The following is a 16,314-nucleotide window of genomic DNA, read 5'->3' as shown; positions in this document are numbered from 1 at the left end:
CGCTATCAGCGGAACGGCGGCTCGTCGAAGCTGCGCAATTTGCGCGAGTGCAACGAGTTGAGTTCGGTGCGTAGCAGATCCACCGCCTCGATACCGATCTTCAAGTGCTGGCTGACCGCGCGCTCATAGAACGCGTTGGCCGAACCCGGCAGCTTGATTTCGCTGTGCAGCGGTTTGTCCGAGACACAGAGCAACGTGCCATACGGCACCCGCAAACGATAACCCTGGGCGGCGATGGTGCCGCTTTCCATGTCCACCGCCACGGCACGGGACAGGTTGATCAGCGGCCGTTCCTGGGCCCAGCGCAATTCCCAGTTACGGTCGTCGTAGGTCAGCACGGTGCCGGTGCGCAGGCGTTTTTTCAACTCGTCGCCCTTCTCGCCCGTGATATTCGCGGCCGCTTGCTGCAAGGCCATCTGCACTTCGGCCAGGGCAGGAATTGGGATGTTTGGCGGCACCACCCGGTCGAGAATCCCGTCGCGACGCATGTAGGCGTGCGCCAGCACGTAATCGCCGATGGTCTGCGACTGACGCAAACCGCCGCAGTGACCGATCATCAACCAGCAGTGCGGACGCAGCACAGCCAAATGGTCGGTGATGTTCTTGGCATTGGACGGGCCGACACCGATGTTTACCAGGGTCACGCCATGACCGTCGCTGGCGATCAGGTGATAGGCCGGCATTTGATAACGATGCCAAACCACACCGGCGGCAATGGCCGAGGCTTCGCCGTGGTCCATGCTCTTTTCGATGATCACGTTGCCGGGCAAGACCATGCGCACGAAACGCGGATCGCTGCGCAACTGCTCCAGGCCGTGCACGATGAACTGGTCGACGTAACGGTGGTAGTTGGTCAGCAGAATCCACGGCTGCACATGGCGCCAGTCACTGCCGGTGTAATGCACGAGGCGGCGCAGGGAGAAATCCACCCGCGCGGCATCGAACAGGGCCAATGGCAGCGGATCGGTGTTTTCCCAGTCGTACAGACCATCGGCAATGCCGTCGGTCGCGGCGGACAGGTCGGTGCTCGGGAACACCCGCGCCAGCACCGCAGCGGTAACGCCGGAGCCGGCCAGTTCATCGCCCTGCTCGACCACGTACGGATACGGAATGTTCTGCTGGCTGATGCCGACTTCCACGGTCACGGTGAAGTCGTGCATCAACGGCACCAGCTGTTCCAGCAGGTATTTACGGAAGGCGGCCGGGTGCGTGACGGTGACGCTGTAGGTCCCCGGCAACTGGACCTTGGCGTAGGCGCGCGTGGTCTGCGGGACTTCCCCCTGGCAGTGGTAGGTCAGACGCAGTTCGGGATATCGAAACATCGCACGCTGTTCGGCGTCCGGTTCGATACGATCCTTGAGGTAACGCTTGAGCGCCTGATTCAGCGCGGTCGTCGCACGATTGTGCAAGTGCGCAAGCTGGTCAACGGCTTGCTCGGCGGTTTGAACGACAATAAAAGCTTCGGTCACGATCAGCATCCTGTGTTCTGACTTGCAGGCCTTCATCTTGCCTGCATCGTCGTCGGACGGGAACAGCGGTGTGTTGATACACAAACACCGAATTCACCCCAAATCCAATGTAGGAGCGAGCCTGCTCGCGAAAAACGCTTAGGCAACGCGCCTATTCAGGCGGTAAGCGTTATCGTTGACGTCCATCGCGAGCAGGCTCGCTCCTACAGGGGTTTTGTGGTTTAGAGAAATGGGGTTGAGCGGGTGACAATCGCTTCCACATCCAGCCCGCGTGGCAGTGCGCCGTAGACTCGACCAGCGGCGCCGAGGCGGCTGGCGATGAAAGCGTCACTGACCGCCGAATTGCCGGCCTCCAGCAGCAGCTTGGACTGGAGTCCCAACGCGATGTCTTCGGTGAGCTGGCGGGCGCGATATTGAATGTCGCGGGTGTCCTTGAAGGCCGTGTGTAAGTGAACGATGTGCGCAGACAGACGCTTGTCGCCATGTCCGTCGCCCAACTCACTGAACAACACATCCAGCACGCCCGACTCTTTCGACAGTGCCCGCAGCACGTCCAGGCATTGCACGTTGCCAGAGCCTTCCCACGTCGAATTGACCGGCGCCTCACGGTACAAACGCGGCAGGATGCTGTCTTCAACATACCCCGCACCGCCCATGCATTCGGCGGCTTCGTTGATCATCCCGGGGGCGCGCTTGCAGATCCAGTACTTGCCCACCGCCGTTACCAGGCGCGCGAATTTCGCTTCGTGTTCATCCTCCAGATGATCCAGCGCCCTGCCCATGCGCAGGCTCAACGCCAGGGCCGCTTCGCTTTCCAGCGCCAGGTCGGCGAGCACGTTCTGCATCAAGGGTTGTTCGCTGAGCAACTTGCCACCGACGCTGCGATGGGCGCAGTGATGGCTGGCCTGTGTGAGCGCCTGGCGCATCAGCGAGCTGGAACCGACCATGCAATCGAAACGGGTCATGGCAACCATTTCGATGATGGTCGGAACCCCCCGCCCTTCTTCGCCGACCATCCATGCCAGCGCACCGCGAAATTCAACTTCGCTGGAGGCGTTGGAACTATTACCGAGCTTGTTTTTCAGGCGCTGGATGTAGAACTGATTGTGCGTGTCGTCCGGGCGATGGCGCGGCAGGAGGAAACAGGTCAAGCCCTTGTCGGTCTGCGCCAGGGTCAGGAAGGCATCGCACATCGGCGCGGAACAGAACCATTTGTGGCCGACCAGTTCGTAAGCCTGGCCCGGACCGCTGGCGCCCACCGGATAGGCCTTGGTGGTGTTGGCCCGCACGTCGGTGCCGCCCTGTTTTTCGGTCATGGCCATGCCGATCGTGACACCGGCCTTGTGCGCCATGCCGACGTTGCGCGGATCGTATTCGGTGGCGAGGATTTTCGGCAGCCATTGTTCGGCCAGATCCGCTTGCAGACGCATTGCCGGCACGCTGGCGAAGGTCATGGTCAGCGGGCAACCGCTGCCGGCTTCGGCCTGGCTGTGCAGGTAGGTCATAGATGCGCGGGCGACATGCGCACCGTCCTGCGGATGCGCCCAGGGCAATGAGGTCAAACCGTGCTCGATGGCCGTGCGCATGAGTTGGTGATAGGCCGGGTGAAATTCCACCAGGTCAATGCGATGGCCGTATCGGTCATGACTGCTGAACACCGGTTTGTTCTGGTTCGCCAGAAACCCCGCTTCCATCAGCGGCCCGCCGGCCAGTGCGCCGTAAGCGTCAATCCTCGATTCCGCCCAACCCGCCCCAAAGCGCCGCGACCATTCCTGCAACGGCAGGTCGATGCGGTACAGATTGGTGCCGTCGAGCGACGGCGGCTGGTTGGTGACTTCGTGGGTTTCGGCGAACTGATGCAGGTTCATGACGGGGCTCCTCTGGTCAGCCAAGGGGTTCAGTTAATCACCGCCCCTAAGCTGATCAAAGTGGCATATCCGCCTAACTGCCGGCGCTTTCGCCTTGTTGCGAACAGAGCACCCGTCGATACAGCGCCGCCTGCAAGTCTTCGAACTTCACCGGTTTACTGAGGTAATCGATCAACGCACCGGTCGGGCAGCGTTCCCGGTCACCACTCAAGGCGATCATGAAGATCGGCAATTGCGCGCAGCCCGGCAAGGCGCGGATCTGGCAGCACACAGACACGCCGTCCAGCGTCGGCAACTGGCAATCGAGCAGCACGGCGTCGAACGTTTCACGTTGCACAAGATCCAGTGCGGTAACGCCATTGTCGGCCGTGCGTACCCGGAAACCGAGCTTGAGCAGCATGCCGCGCATCACCAATTGGTTGATGCTGTTGTCGTCCACCAAAAGCACCGTGCAGTCTTGCGGCAGGCGCAGGCGCTCGATATCGCGATTGACCAACGGCGTCGGCGCGCGCTCCGCCACTGGCAACTGAAACTCGACGTCGAGCTGGAAGCGACTGCCGCGCCCTGGCTCGGAGCGGTGCGTCAGGTGCCCGCCAAGCAATTCGACCAATTGCCGACAGATCGCCAGGCCCACGCCCAAGCCGCCATATTCGCGAGTCATCGAGCCGTCGAGCTGGAAGAAGCGTTGATACATCGTCGCCTCACCCAAATCAGTGAAGCCGATGCCGGTATCGATCACGGCAAAGGACAGCGCCAGCCGTCCTGACTCTACGGTCTTACCCGAAACGCGCAGCGCCACCCCGCCCACTCGCGTGAACTTGATCGCGTTGTCCAGCAGGCATTCAAGGCATTGCACCAACTTGCTGCTGTCGCCCAGCAGACGGTCCGGCACACCGGGTACCACGTCGACTTTGAAATCCAGCGACTTGCCCCCTGCATTGCCTTCGAACTGCACGCGCAAGGCATCGACCACGCTGCGCAAACTGAAGGCGGATGTATTGGCCTTGAGCTTGCCGGCCTGCAATTCGGTCAGGGTCAGGATGCCGTTGACCATACGCATCATGTCCCGCGCCGAGCCCGCAGCGGTTTGCTGGTATTGCTCCAGTTCCGGGTCCATCTCGACGGTTTGCATCAATTCCAGTGAACCGATCACACCGTTCATCGGCGTGCGCAGTTCGTGGGTCAACGTGGCGAGGAATTCATCCTTGAGCTTGTTGCTACGCGCCAACTGCTGGTTGAGCACTTCGAGTTTTTGACCGGCGTCGAACAAGGTCTGCGCCTGTTGCTCGCGCATGGCGTTGATGCGGTCGGCCAGGGCCAGTGACAATAGCGCCACTTCGATGGCCGAGCCGATCTGGCTGGAATACATGGTCAGGAACACGTTCGGCAGATAACCCAGGACCATCAGCGTATTGATGATGCCGCCGAGTAAAAACGCCGACCAGGCGATGATGAAATAGCGCGCCACCCGCAGGCCGCGCCACCAGGCGAAAAACCCCGCAGCGAAAATCACCACGGTGAACGTCAGCGCCAGCGTCGTCGCCAGGCGCAAGGCCAGGGCGTAACTGGTCATCAACGACAACCCGACCACCACCGCCCCGAACGCAATCAACGCCAGCAGCAAGCGATCGAGCCAGCGGTTGAGGGTTGCCGTTTGCAGGAAGCTGCGGGCGAACTGACTGCCGAACAGCCCCGCGCAGCCAATGAAAAACGGAGTGGAAGCGTTGGCCCACCAAGGGTTGTCCGGCCAGAAATACTGCACCGCTGCGCCATTCACCGACAGCTGATACAGGCCGAACGAGGCAATGTAGGAGATGTAATAGAGGTAACTGGTGTCGCGCACGCTGAGGTAGATGAACAGGTTGTAAACCAGCATCCCCAGCAACACACCGTAAATCAGGCCCAGCACATAGAGGCGCACTGGCTGTTCTTCAAGAAAGGCCGTGCTTGACCACAACGTCACCGGCGCCTGGAGCGAGCCCTGGCTTTGCAGGCGCAGGTAGACGGTCTGCGCCTGATCCGGCGTGAAGTTCAGATTGAATAAATAGTTGTTCTGGCGGATTTCGCGGCTGGCGAATGGCAGCGCATCGCCGGTTTGCCGAACCAGTTGATAGGCACCCGCAGCATCGGGCAAGTACAAATCAAGGTGATCAAGGGGCGGATAGGCCAGCTCCAACAACCAGGTGCGTTGCGCGGCGGGATTGGTCGGGCGGTAATGCAGGTCGATTTTCAGCCAGAACACCGAACGCGAATAACCCGCGTTAAGGGTGGCTTTGTCGTGAGCCTTGAAACGTCCGGCCGCAGCTTGCGCAAGCACATCGGCAATAGTCGCCTGGCCATCGGCGTCTTCGAACACTTGCAGGGTTCGGCCCAAGGGCAGGCTTTGAGTGAGCTCATCGAACTCGACGGCGCTCGCCATAAGGGGCAAGCAAAACAGCAACATCAGCAAATAGCGCATTTAAGCCCCAGCGTGGCCTGTCCGGTTTTCTCAGGAAGCCCCTCATTCCCTTTGAGTAGACGTAAACCGGTAACACCTGTTATTGATTTGGATCCACTCTAGCATAGCCGTTGATGGCCATTGAACACCATTGAAATTTTTAACAGAAAGGCTCTAGCACGGGCGTTCCAGCGCAGCACCTTGAGTTAGAGCTGTTTGCTCGGTCACGTCCTGATAACGCATCGGCTGCTCCGCCCATTCCTGTAGCAGCTGACGAAGCCTGCGTGCGGCTGCTACACAGTCCCCGTCATGACTCGCTGGTCGACTGGTGGTAAGCTCGCGCACCATGAATATCTACAGCTCTCGCCCCGTTGTCCTCTGTCTCTCCGGCCACGACCCAAGTGGTGGCGCCGGCTTGCAGGCAGATATCGAAGCCCTGCTCGCCCAGGGTTGTCATGCGGCCCCGGCCGTCACCGCCCTGACCGTGCAAGACACGGTCAACGTCACGGATTTCCGCGTCCTCGATCGTGAGTGGGTTTTGGCTCAAGCCAACGCCGTGCTCAACGACTCCGAAGTCGCCGCCGTCAAACTGGGCATGCTCGGTTCGCTGGAAATGGTCGATACCGTCGTCGAACTGCTTCAGGCGCACCCGCATTTGCCGATGGTCTGCGACCCGGTGCTGCGCGCCGGCGGCGGCGGACGATTGGGCAAGGATGAAGTCGGCTACGCCATGCGCGAACGCCTGCTTCCCCTGGCCATCATCGCGACTCCAAACCTTCCCGAAGCCCGTATCCTCGCCGAACTGCCAGAAGGCACCGCGGACGAGTGCGCTGAAAAACTACTGCCGTACGTCAAACACCTGCTGATCACCGGCGGCCATGGCGATGAACACGAAATACACAATCGTCTGTACAGCCGCGATGGCCTGCGCGAGACCTACACCTGCCAGCGCTTGCCCGGCAGCTACCACGGTTCCGGTTGCACCTTGGCCAGCGCCCTCGCCGGTCGTCTGGCTCAGGGTGAAAACCTCGTCAGCGCCGTGCAGACCGCGCTTAACTACACGTGGCGCACCCTGCGCGATGCCGAGCAGTTGGGCAAAGGCCAGTTCGTGCCGCGCCGCCTGCCACTGGATTTCTGTTCGTAACGCCATGAGGCTTGCCCGATGAAACTACGTGGCCTGTACGCCATCACCGACAGCCAGTTACTGGCCGGTAAATTTCTGTCGTACGTGGAGGCGGCGCTGGAAGGCGGCGTCACCCTGCTGCAATACCGCGACAAAAGCAGCGACGAGGCCCGTCGTTTGCGTGAGGCACAAGCCCTGCGCGATCTGTGCGAACGCTATAAAACCCAACTGATCATCAATGACGATGCCGAACTGGCCGCGCGCCTGAACGTCGGCGTGCACCTGGGCCAGACCGATGGCCCGCTGACGCCGGCCCGCGCACTGCTCGGTCGTCAGGCGATCATTGGCTCGACCTGCCACGCACAACTCGATCTCGCGGAACAAGCGGCCAAGGAAGGCGCGAGTTATGTCGCCTTCGGCCGCTTCTTCAACTCCAGCACCAAGCCCGGCGCACCGACCTGCGGCCTCGAACTGCTCGACCAGGCTCGCAGCAAACTGCACCTGCCGATCTGCGCGATCGGTGGCATCACCCTGGAAAACGCCGCTCCGCTGGTGGCCCACGGGGTCGATTTGCTGGCAGTGGTCCACGGCCTGTTTGGTGCCGAGAGCACAGCTGAAGTGACCCGCCGCGCGCGCGCCTTTAATGAACTGCTTTCTATTAAGTAGCTTAAAATCCGATTTGAGAGCCCGATCATGTCTCGTTCCGAAACGCTGTTTGCCAATGCCCAGAAACACATTCCCGGTGGCGTGAACTCGCCTGTTCGCGCATTCAAGAGTGTTGGCGGCACGCCGTTGTTCTTCAAGCACGCCGAAGGCGCCTACGTCACCGACGAAGACGACAAGCGTTATGTCGATTACGTCGGTTCCTGGGGCCCGATGATTCTTGGCCACAGCCACCCGGAAGTGCTCGACGCAGTGCGTAATCAGTTGGTCCACGGCTTGTCCTACGGCGCCCCGACCGCGATGGAAACCGAGATGGCCGACCTGGTCTGCTCGATCGTGCCGTCGATGGAAATGGTGCGCATGGTCAGCTCCGGCACCGAAGCGACCATGAGCGCGATTCGCCTGGCCCGTGGTTTCACCGGTCGCGACAGCATCATCAAGTTCGAAGGCTGCTACCACGGTCACTCCGACAGCCTGCTGGTCAAGGCCGGTTCCGGCCTGCTGACCCAAGGCGTGCCGAGCTCCGCCGGTGTGCCGGCGGCTTTTGCCAAACACACCCTGACCCTGCCATTCAACGACATCGACGCCGTGGAAGCCCTGCTCGCCGAAGTTGGCCAGGAAGTGGCCTGCATCATCGTCGAGCCGGTGGCCGGCAACATGAACTGCGTGCCTCCGGCGCCGGGTTTTCTCGAAGGCCTGCGGACACTGTGCGACAAGCACGGCGTGGTGCTGATTTTCGACGAAGTGATGACCGGTTTCCGCGTTGCACTCGGCGGCGCGCAAGCGCATTACGGCGTCACTCCGGACCTGAGCACCTTCGGCAAGATCATCGGTGGTGGCATGCCGGTCGGCTGCTTCGGCGGCACGCGCGAAATCATGTCGCACATCGCGCCATTGGGCCCGGTTTATCAGGCTGGCACCTTGTCGGGTAACCCATTGGCGATGGCGGCGGGCCTGACCACCCTGCGCCTGATCAGTCGTCCTGGCTTCCACGACGAACTGAGCGACTACACCAGCCGCCTGCTCGACGGCCTGCAACAGCGCGCCGATGCCGCCGGCATTCCATTCGTGACCACCCAGGCTGGTGGCATGTTTGGCCTGTATTTCAGCGGCGCCGACGACATCGTGACGTTCGATGACGTGATGTCCAGCGACGCGAACCTGTTCAAGCGCTTCTTCCACCTGATGCTTGAAGGGGGCGTGTACCTGGCGCCGAGTGCCTTCGAAGCCGGCTTCACCTCGATCGCCCATGGCGAAGTCGAGTTGAAACTGACGCTGGATGCCGCCGAACGCGCATTCGCCGCATTGAAATAACGCTGTGCCGCTGACGTTGGCGATTGCCCGCGTCAGCTTTAACCTACATGCCCGGGTCTTTTCCTACTCATAGGCTGACAATCCCCCGCAAACCGGGCGATATATTCCCCATGCAGCAGAAAAACGAGTAAAGACTTTGTAAGGTTGGCCCTGCTTATTTCATAATGCGCGCTTATTGGATCCCTCGATGGGTCCGCGCGCCCTCCAGAGGTAAGTCGATTCCCATGAACCGCACCGGCCGCGCCCTTGCACTGGGCTGCCTGTTGCTCCTTCAGCCCCTGCTCGCGCTAGCACAAGCAGGCGGCAACTCGTTGTTAATCCCAGCGATGGGTCGCTGCACCCTCAATACCCAGCCGCAAGACCTGGCACAGGCGCTTGCCGCCTGCCAGAAAGCGTCGGATGACGGGGATGCGCAAGCGCAATACGAGTTGGGTGAGTTCTACTACGACGGCAAAACCGCCCCGCGCGACCTCAAACTGGCGTTGGCCTATTTTGAAAAGGCCTCGCTACAGGGCCACGCTCAGGCGCAATTCAAACTCGGCACCATGTTCTTCCACGGCGAAGGTGTACCGGCCAACAATGTTCAGGCTTATATCGTGCTGAAGATGGCGGCAGTCAATGGTGCAGAAGATGCGTTGGACACAGCGGATGAAGTGGCCGAGAAGATGCCTCGGGAAGAACTTGAGGTCGCCACCCAGGTGCTGGGGCAAATCTTCCGCAAGTACCTGATGGAATTACAGAGCGCCGATGGGCGTACGCCGTTTTCGCCTCTTCCTTGATTTCTGCGTTGCTCAAACTGGCCCCATCGCTGGCAAGCCAGCGATGGCAGCGACGCGGTCTTGAGCCTTACTTGTCAGGCATTGGCATCGGAAACGGCATCACATTGCCGACCGCGCCACGGGCTTCACTGATTTTCGGTGTACCCAGACGCTCGACTTCGTCGATGCGCACGATCGAATGCATCGGCACAAAACTGCGCACCACGCCCTCGAACTGAGCCTTGAGCTTCTCTTCGCTCGGGTCGACGACCACTTGCGTGCGCTCGCCAAAGACGAACTCTTCCACTTCCAGGAAGCCCCACAGATCACTTTGATAGATCTGCTTGGCATACATTTCGTACACCTGGCCCTGATTGAGGAAAATCACCTTGTAGATTGGAGCTTCACGTTTGGTCATGGTGGGCGAGCAACACATCGGGGATAAAAATGAGGGCGCGAACTATAGCATAGCCACCGGACGCGCAACGGTAGGAACCTGGAGACATGTTCCCTATAATGCGCGGTTCCTTGAATCACGTGATGACTGTATCCATGGCCAAGAAGCTTTACATCGAAACCCACGGTTGCCAGATGAACGAGTACGACAGCTCGCGCATGGTGGATCTGCTGGGCGAGCATCAGGCCTTGGAAGTCACCGCTCGTGCCGAAGACGCCGACGTGATCCTGCTCAATACCTGCTCGATCCGCGAACGCGCCCAGGACCGGGTGTATTCCCAGCTCGGTCGCTGGCGCGAGTTGAAACTGGCCAACCCTGACATGGTGATCGCCGTCGGCGGTTGCGTGGCCAGCCAGGAAGGCGCCGCCATCCGCGACCGCGCGCCGTACGTGGATGTGGTGTTCGGCCCGCAAACCTTGCATCGCCTGCCCGAAATGATCGACGCGGCCCGCGCCACCAAGCTGCCGCAGGTCGACGTCTCGTTCCCGGAAATCGAAAAATTCGACCACTTGCCCGAGCCACGCATCGATGGCCCGAGCGCGTACGTGTCGGTGATGGAAGGCTGCAGCAAGTACTGCACGTTCTGCGTGGTGCCCTACACCCGCGGCGAAGAAGTCAGCCGGCCGTTCGATGACGTGATTGCTGAAATCATTCACCTCGCCGAACACGGCGTGCGTGAAGTGACCTTGCTCGGCCAGAACGTCAACGGCTATCGCGGCAGCACGCACGACGGTCGCCTGGCAGACCTGGCCGAGTTGATCCGGGTCGTCGCGGCAGTCGATGGCATTGACCGGATTCGCTACACCACGTCCCATCCCCTGGAGTTCTCCGACAGCCTGATCCAGGCCCACGCCGACGTACCAGAGTTGGTGAAACACCTGCACTTGCCGGTGCAATCGGGTTCCGACCGGATTCTGTCGGCGATGAAGCGCAACCACACCGCGCTGGAATACAAATCCAAACTGCGCAAACTGCGCGCCGCTGTGCCGGGCATCTGCATCAGTTCGGACTTCATCGTCGGCTTCCCGGGCGAGACCGAGAAAGATTTCCAACAGACGATGAAGCTGATCGAAGACGTCGGCTTCGACTTCTCCTATTCGTTCGTCTACAGCCAACGTCCGGGCACGCCAGCGGCTGATCTGGCTGACGAAACGCCGGAAGCGCTGAAAAAAGAACGCCTGAATGCCCTGCAACATCGCTTGAACCAGCAAGGTTTCGAGATCAGCCGACAAATGGTCGGCTCGACCCAACGAATCCTGGTCACCGATTACTCGAAAAAAGACCCCGGCGAGCTGCAAGGCCGGACCGAGAACAACCGGATCGTCAACTTCCGCTGCGACAATCCGACCTTGATCGGCCAGTTCGCCGATGTGCACATCGATGCTGCACAGCCGCACTCGCTGCGGGGCTCGTTGATCCAGTAGCACGACCAATCCCTGTGGGAGGGTGTTTGGGCTTGGGATATTTAAGAGCTTTCGCACCCGAGCCACTGGCGTTATCCTTGATTTCATCTTAATTGCCCCAGGGCGGCTAAATACGACCTTGAACGCACCCATAGAACCACATCGTTTTATTCTCGAGCCCTTTGAAGCTCGCCGCTTCGCCAATCTGTGCGGGATTTTCGACGAGCACCTGCGCTTGATCGAGCAACGCCTGACCATCGAGATCCGCAACCGCGGAAACCAGTTCGAGCTGATCGGCGACCCCAAACACACCTCCTCCGCGGAAAACCTCCTGCGCCGCCTGTACCGTGAAACCCAGGGTACCGAGCTGTCGCCAGACACGGTCCACCTGTTCCTGCAGGAATCGGCCGTCGAAGAGATGGACAACATTTCCGCGTCCGAACCCTCCGTCGCCCTGCGCACCAAAAAAGGCATGATTCGCCCTCGCGGCTTGAATCAGCTGCGCTACGTGAAGGAAATCCTCGGCAACGACATCAACTTCGGCATCGGCCCCGCCGGTACCGGCAAGACCTATCTGGCAGTTGCCTGCGCAGTAGACGCGCTGGAACGCGAGCAGATCCGGCGCATTCTGCTGGTCCGCCCGGCAGTTGAAGCGGGCGAGAAACTCGGTTTCCTGCCCGGCGATCTGTCGCAAAAAATCGACCCGTACCTGCGTCCGCTGTACGACGCACTCTACGAAATGCTCGGCTTCGAATACGTCGCCAAATTGATCGAGCGCCAAGTGATCGAAGTTGCGCCGCTGGCTTATATGCGCGGTCGCACCCTGAACAACAGCTTCATCATTCTCGACGAGAGCCAGAACACCACCGTCGAGCAGATGAAGATGTTTCTGACCCGGATCGGCTTCGGCTCCACGGCGGTCATCACCGGTGACATCACCCAGGTCGACCTGCCGAAAGGCACCAAGTCCGGACTGAACCACGTGATCGAGGTGCTCAAAGACGTGCCGGGTATCAGCTTCACCCATTTCAAGCCAAAAGACGTTGTGCGCCACCCATTGGTGCAGCGGATCGTCGAAGCCTACGAGCGCTTCGAGAATCGCGTGGCCGACGAAACCCCAAAGGACAGTCGCCGCGATGCTTGAGCTTGATCTGCAACTGGCCACCGTAGCACCCGCCCCCAGCGAAGCCGAGTTCCGCCAATGGTGCGAACTCGCCCTGCGCCAGCGCACTGCCGACTCCGAGATGACCATTCGGCTGGTCGACGAGGAAGAAGGTCGCGAGCTGAACCACACCTGGCGGCACAAGGATTACGCGACTAACGTCCTGTCGTTTCCTGCCGATGTGCCTGACGAATTCCTCGACATCCCGCTGCTCGGCGACCTGGTGATCTGCGTCGCCGTGGTCGAGCGCGAAGCTGCTGAACAAGGCAAGGAACTAAACGCCCACTGGGCACATCTGGTCATTCACGGCTGTTTGCATTTGCTGGGTTACGACCATATAGATGACGACGAAGCCGAAGAAATGGAAGCACTGGAACGGACGTTGCTTGCCGAATTGGGCTACCCCGACCCGTACGCGGACGACGAAATTGAAACATCCACTATCGTGACAACAAAGGATTCAGAGTAATCGCTATGAGCGAAGATCGATCGAGCAACGGGCAAAAGTCATGGCTGGGTAAGCTCACCCAGGCTTTTGCCCACGAGCCGAAGAACCGTCAGGAGCTGCTGGAGCTTCTGCGCGATGCACACCAGAACAAGTTGCTGGACAGCGAAGCGCTGGCCATCGTCGAAGGCGCTATCCAGGTTGCAGACTTGCAAGTACGGGACATCATGGTCCCGCGCTCGCAGATGGTCAGCATCAAGGCGACCCAGACACCGCGTGAGTTTTTGCCTGCCGTGGTCGACTCGGCCCACTCGCGCTATCCGGTCATCGGCGAAAGCCACGATGACGTGATGGGCGTGTTGTTGGCCAAAGACTTACTGCCGTTGATCCTCAAGGAGAACGGCGACAGCTTCAATATCAAGGATCTGCTGCGCCCCGCCACCTTCGTGCCCGAGTCCAAGCGTCTGAATGTGCTGCTGCGCGAGTTCCGCGCCAACCACAATCACATGGCCATCGTCATTGACGAATACGGCGGCGTTGCGGGCCTGGTGACCATCGAAGACGTGCTGGAACAGATCGTCGGCGACATCGAAGATGAGCATGACGTCGAGGAAGACAGCTACATCAAACCGCTGCCCAGCGGCGACTTCCTGGTCAAGGCCCTGACACCGATCGAGAACTTCAACGAGTTCTTCGACAGCGAATTCTCCGACGATGAATTCGACACCGTCGGCGGCCTGGTGATGAGCGCGTTCGGGCACCTGCCGAAACGCAATGAAATCACGGAAATCGGCCCTTATCGCTTTCGCATCCTGAATGCGGACAGTCGTCGGATTCACCTGCTTCGCCTGACACCCATTGCCCGTTAAGGACTGACATGCTCCGCGTAACCCGCCCCGGCTGGCCCGGTAACCTGCTGGCCGTGGCGGCCGGTGCACTCACCACACTGGCCCTGGCGCCGTTTGATATCTGGCCGCTGGCGTTGCTGGCGGTCGGATTTTTTTACGCCGGCCTGCGCGAACTGAGCCCCCGCCAGGCCTTGGGCCGTGGCTGGTGTTTCGGCTTCGGCCTGTTCGGCGCCGGCACCAGTTGGATCTACTACAGCATTCACCACTTCGGCGGCGCATCGGTGCTGCTTGCCGGGTTCCTGATGCTGCTCTTTACGGCGGCGATTGCCTGGTTCTTTGCCCTGCCCGCCTGGGTGTGGGCACGGTGGTTGAGGCGTAACGAGGCACCGTTGGCCGATGCGATGGCCTTCGCAGCGTTGTGGGTGGGCCAGGAAGCCTTTCGGGGCTGGTTCCTCACCGGTTTCCCTTGGCTGTATTCCGGTTACAGCCAGCTCGATGGTCCGCTGGCCGGGCTCGCGCCTGTGGGCGGGATGTGGCTGGTGTCCTTCACGCTGGCGTTGACGGCCGCGCTGATCTGCAACGCTTCGCGCCTGATCAAGACCGGTCGCACAGGTTTTATTGCGGCGGGCGTGCTGCTGTTGCTCGGCCCTTGGGTGGCCGGCATCGCGCTCAAGGGCCATGCCTGGACCGCCCCGGCAGGTGCGCCGCTGAGCGTTGCGGCGATTCAGGGCAATGTCGAACAAAGCATGAAGTGGGACCCGGCGCAGCTCAACGCGCAACTGGCGCTGTACCGAGATATGAGTTTCAGCTCCAAGCGTGTCGACCTGTTGATCTGGCCGGAAACTGCGATCCCGGTGCTCAAGGAGTCGGCCGAGGGTTACCTGGCCATGATGGGGAAATTCGCTTCCGAGCGGGATTCGGCATTTATCACCGGCGTCCCGATCCGAGAAGTCGTTCGTCATGAGAAGCGCTTTTTCAACGGCATCACCGTGGCGGGCGAAGGCGACGGCACTTACCTCAAGCAGAAACTGGTGCCATTCGGTGAATACGTGCCCTTGCAGGATGTATTGCGCGGCCTGATTGCCTTCTTTGACTTGCCGATGTCTGACTTTGCCCGTGGGCCGGTCGATCAGGCGATGCTGCAAGCCAAGGGATATCAAATCGCGCCGTTCATCTGCTACGAAGTGGTTTATCCGGAGTTTGCCGCCAGCCTCGCGGCCCGCAGCGATCTGTTGCTGACCATCAGCAACGACACGTGGTTCGGTAAATCCATCGGCCCGCTGCAACACTTGCAGATGGCGCAGATGCGCGCATTGGAGGCCGGACGCTGGATGATCCGCGCCACCAACAACGGCGTCACCGGCCTGATCAACCCGTTCGGGCAGATCACCGCGCAGATCCCGCAGTTCGAACGCGGCATCCTGTACGGCGAAGTAGTGCCGATGCACGACCTGACGCCTTACCTGCAATGGCGTTCGTGGCCGCTGATTATCGTGTGCATGTTGTTGTTTGGCTGGGCACTGGTGGCCAACAGGATGGCGAAAACCGTTTAAGTAGTGCGGCGCCTGCCACCTTGCTTTCAACGATAGAACAACCAATACCCAACCTGCCCCACCGCCTCATTCATCAATTGCCCGCTCTGCCAGATCGACTTGAACTCCGGCATCCAGCCGCCCAATGGGCGAGCATTGTCCACGCCAAGAAACCCGACCGGCGCGGCCACCACCTCGAAGCCTGCCTTCTGGAAACTCCAGACCGAGCGCGGCATGTGGCTCGCATGAGTCACAACCACCACGCGTCTGATCCCTTGAGGCAGTAAAACCTCGGCACTGAACCGGGCGTTTTCCCACGTCGTGCGGCTGCGCCCTTCCTGCCAACGCACGGTCACACCGAAATCATCGAGCATCGAGTCCGCCATCAATCTGGCTTCTGACGGCGGCGTGTCGTAATGCAAACCGCCACTGGTCAGGATCGGCAAACCTGAAGCTTTGGCCAATCTTGCGGCATAACGCTCGCGTTCCAGACCGATACCGGTCGGCTGATCAGCGCCCCACGCCGGGTCACCCCGCTCACGCCCCGAGCCGAGCACCACGATGGCGTCCGCGCGCTGACTCAACGTTGCCCATTCTTCTCGCGTCAGTGGCGGTTCACGCTCAAGGGCTGCGGCGCCCCATTGCACCACCACCGGCAAACTCATCAATAAAGAGCCACCAAACCCCAACGCGAAGCAAAAACCGGCAAGCCTCGGCCTAGAGCGGCGAAACCACCAGGCAAGTGCCAGCAGCAGCAATAGAATGCCGGGCGGTAGCAGAAGTTGTTTTACGAAGTAACGAAAAGGCATCGAGCATCTCCTGAAGATGCCCGAAG

Annotated in this window: 14 protein-coding genes; 9 read left to right on the top strand and 5 right to left on the bottom strand. The window is 60.4% G+C overall.

Annotation, left to right across the window (positions count from 1 at the left end):
* Window positions 1–5 precede the first annotated feature (5 nt).
* From amn to ACYZT4_RS24575, 3 genes are all read right to left on the bottom strand, one after another.
* Window positions 6–1,505 (bottom strand): AMP nucleosidase, encoded by a 1,500-nt coding sequence (amn, locus tag ACYZT4_RS24585; RefSeq protein ID WP_262164120.1) that lies wholly within the window; start codon window positions 1,503–1,505, stop codon window positions 6–8.
* A gap of 185 nt (window positions 1,506–1,690) precedes the next feature.
* Window positions 1,691–3,337 (bottom strand): acyl-CoA dehydrogenase family protein, encoded by a 1,647-nt coding sequence (locus ACYZT4_RS24580; RefSeq protein ID WP_461983452.1) that lies wholly within the window; start codon window positions 3,335–3,337, stop codon window positions 1,691–1,693.
* Window positions 3,338–3,410: 73 nt separating this feature from the next.
* A complete protein-coding gene (locus ACYZT4_RS24575) occupies window positions 3,411–5,795 on the bottom strand; it encodes a 7TM diverse intracellular signaling domain-containing protein (protein WP_461983450.1) in 2,385 nt (794 codons plus the stop codon).
* A 325-nt stretch (window positions 5,796–6,120) separates the two neighbouring features.
* On the opposite strand from ACYZT4_RS24575, the gene ACYZT4_RS24570 reads away from it, so the two are divergent.
* The 4 genes from ACYZT4_RS24570 to ACYZT4_RS24555 all read left to right on the top strand — a co-directional run bounded on the left by ACYZT4_RS24570 (window position 6,121) and on the right by ACYZT4_RS24555 (window position 9,653).
* Window positions 6,121–6,918, top strand: a complete 798-nt coding sequence (locus ACYZT4_RS24570; RefSeq protein WP_407014164.1) for a hydroxymethylpyrimidine/phosphomethylpyrimidine kinase — start codon at window positions 6,121–6,123, stop codon at window positions 6,916–6,918.
* A gap of 18 nt (window positions 6,919–6,936) precedes the next feature.
* Window positions 6,937–7,563 carry a thiamine phosphate synthase gene (gene thiE, locus ACYZT4_RS24565; protein ID WP_461983448.1) on the top strand — a complete coding sequence of 209 codons (627 nt, stop codon included), beginning with the start codon at window positions 6,937–6,939 and terminating at the stop codon, window positions 7,561–7,563.
* Window positions 7,564–7,590: 27 nt separating this feature from the next.
* The gene (gene hemL, locus ACYZT4_RS24560) at window positions 7,591–8,874 is read left to right on the top strand and encodes a glutamate-1-semialdehyde 2,1-aminomutase (RefSeq protein ID WP_461983446.1); all 1,284 of its coding nucleotides are present in this window, start codon (window positions 7,591–7,593) and stop codon (window positions 8,872–8,874) included.
* A 224-nt stretch (window positions 8,875–9,098) separates the two neighbouring features.
* The gene (locus ACYZT4_RS24555) at window positions 9,099–9,653 is read left to right on the top strand and encodes a tetratricopeptide repeat protein (protein ID WP_461983444.1); all 555 of its coding nucleotides are present in this window, start codon (window positions 9,099–9,101) and stop codon (window positions 9,651–9,653) included.
* Window positions 9,654–9,720: 67 nt separating this feature from the next.
* Here the strand turns inward: ACYZT4_RS24555 and ACYZT4_RS24550 are convergent, their stop codons facing one another.
* Complete coding sequence (locus tag ACYZT4_RS24550; RefSeq protein WP_045062075.1) at window positions 9,721–10,050, bottom strand: DUF1820 family protein; 330 nt, start codon at window positions 10,048–10,050, stop codon at window positions 9,721–9,723.
* A gap of 134 nt (window positions 10,051–10,184) precedes the next feature.
* Between ACYZT4_RS24550 and miaB the strand changes: the two genes are divergently transcribed.
* The 5 genes from miaB to lnt all read left to right on the top strand — a co-directional run bounded on the left by miaB (window position 10,185) and on the right by lnt (window position 15,500).
* Window positions 10,185–11,513 (top strand): tRNA (N6-isopentenyl adenosine(37)-C2)-methylthiotransferase MiaB, encoded by a 1,329-nt coding sequence (gene miaB, locus ACYZT4_RS24545; protein WP_461983442.1) that lies wholly within the window; start codon window positions 10,185–10,187, stop codon window positions 11,511–11,513.
* 118 nt (window positions 11,514–11,631) lie between these two features.
* Window positions 11,632–12,636, top strand: coding sequence for a PhoH family protein (locus ACYZT4_RS24540; RefSeq protein ID WP_461983440.1), 1,005 nt, complete (start codon window positions 11,632–11,634; stop codon window positions 12,634–12,636).
* Window positions 12,629–13,123, top strand: coding sequence for an rRNA maturation RNase YbeY (ybeY, locus tag ACYZT4_RS24535; protein WP_461983438.1), 495 nt, complete (start codon window positions 12,629–12,631; stop codon window positions 13,121–13,123). Before ACYZT4_RS24540 ends, ybeY begins: the two co-directional genes overlap by 8 nt.
* 5 nt (window positions 13,124–13,128) lie before the next feature.
* Window positions 13,129–13,968 (top strand): HlyC/CorC family transporter, encoded by an 840-nt coding sequence (locus ACYZT4_RS24530; protein ID WP_262164110.1) that lies wholly within the window; start codon window positions 13,129–13,131, stop codon window positions 13,966–13,968.
* An 8-nt stretch (window positions 13,969–13,976) separates the two neighbouring features.
* Window positions 13,977–15,500, top strand: a complete 1,524-nt coding sequence (gene lnt / locus ACYZT4_RS24525) for an apolipoprotein N-acyltransferase (RefSeq protein WP_461983435.1) — start codon at window positions 13,977–13,979, stop codon at window positions 15,498–15,500.
* A gap of 26 nt (window positions 15,501–15,526) precedes the next feature.
* Here the strand turns inward: lnt and ACYZT4_RS24520 are convergent, their stop codons facing one another.
* Window positions 15,527–16,288, bottom strand: a complete 762-nt coding sequence (locus ACYZT4_RS24520) for a YdcF family protein (RefSeq protein WP_461983433.1) — start codon at window positions 16,286–16,288, stop codon at window positions 15,527–15,529.
* Between the last annotated feature and the right edge of the window lie 26 nt (window positions 16,289–16,314).

The organism is Pseudomonas sp. GB2N2 (assembly GCF_054897705.1).
The sequence above is the reverse complement of the archived record's forward strand: the minus strand, read 5'-3'. Positions and strand labels throughout refer to the sequence as shown.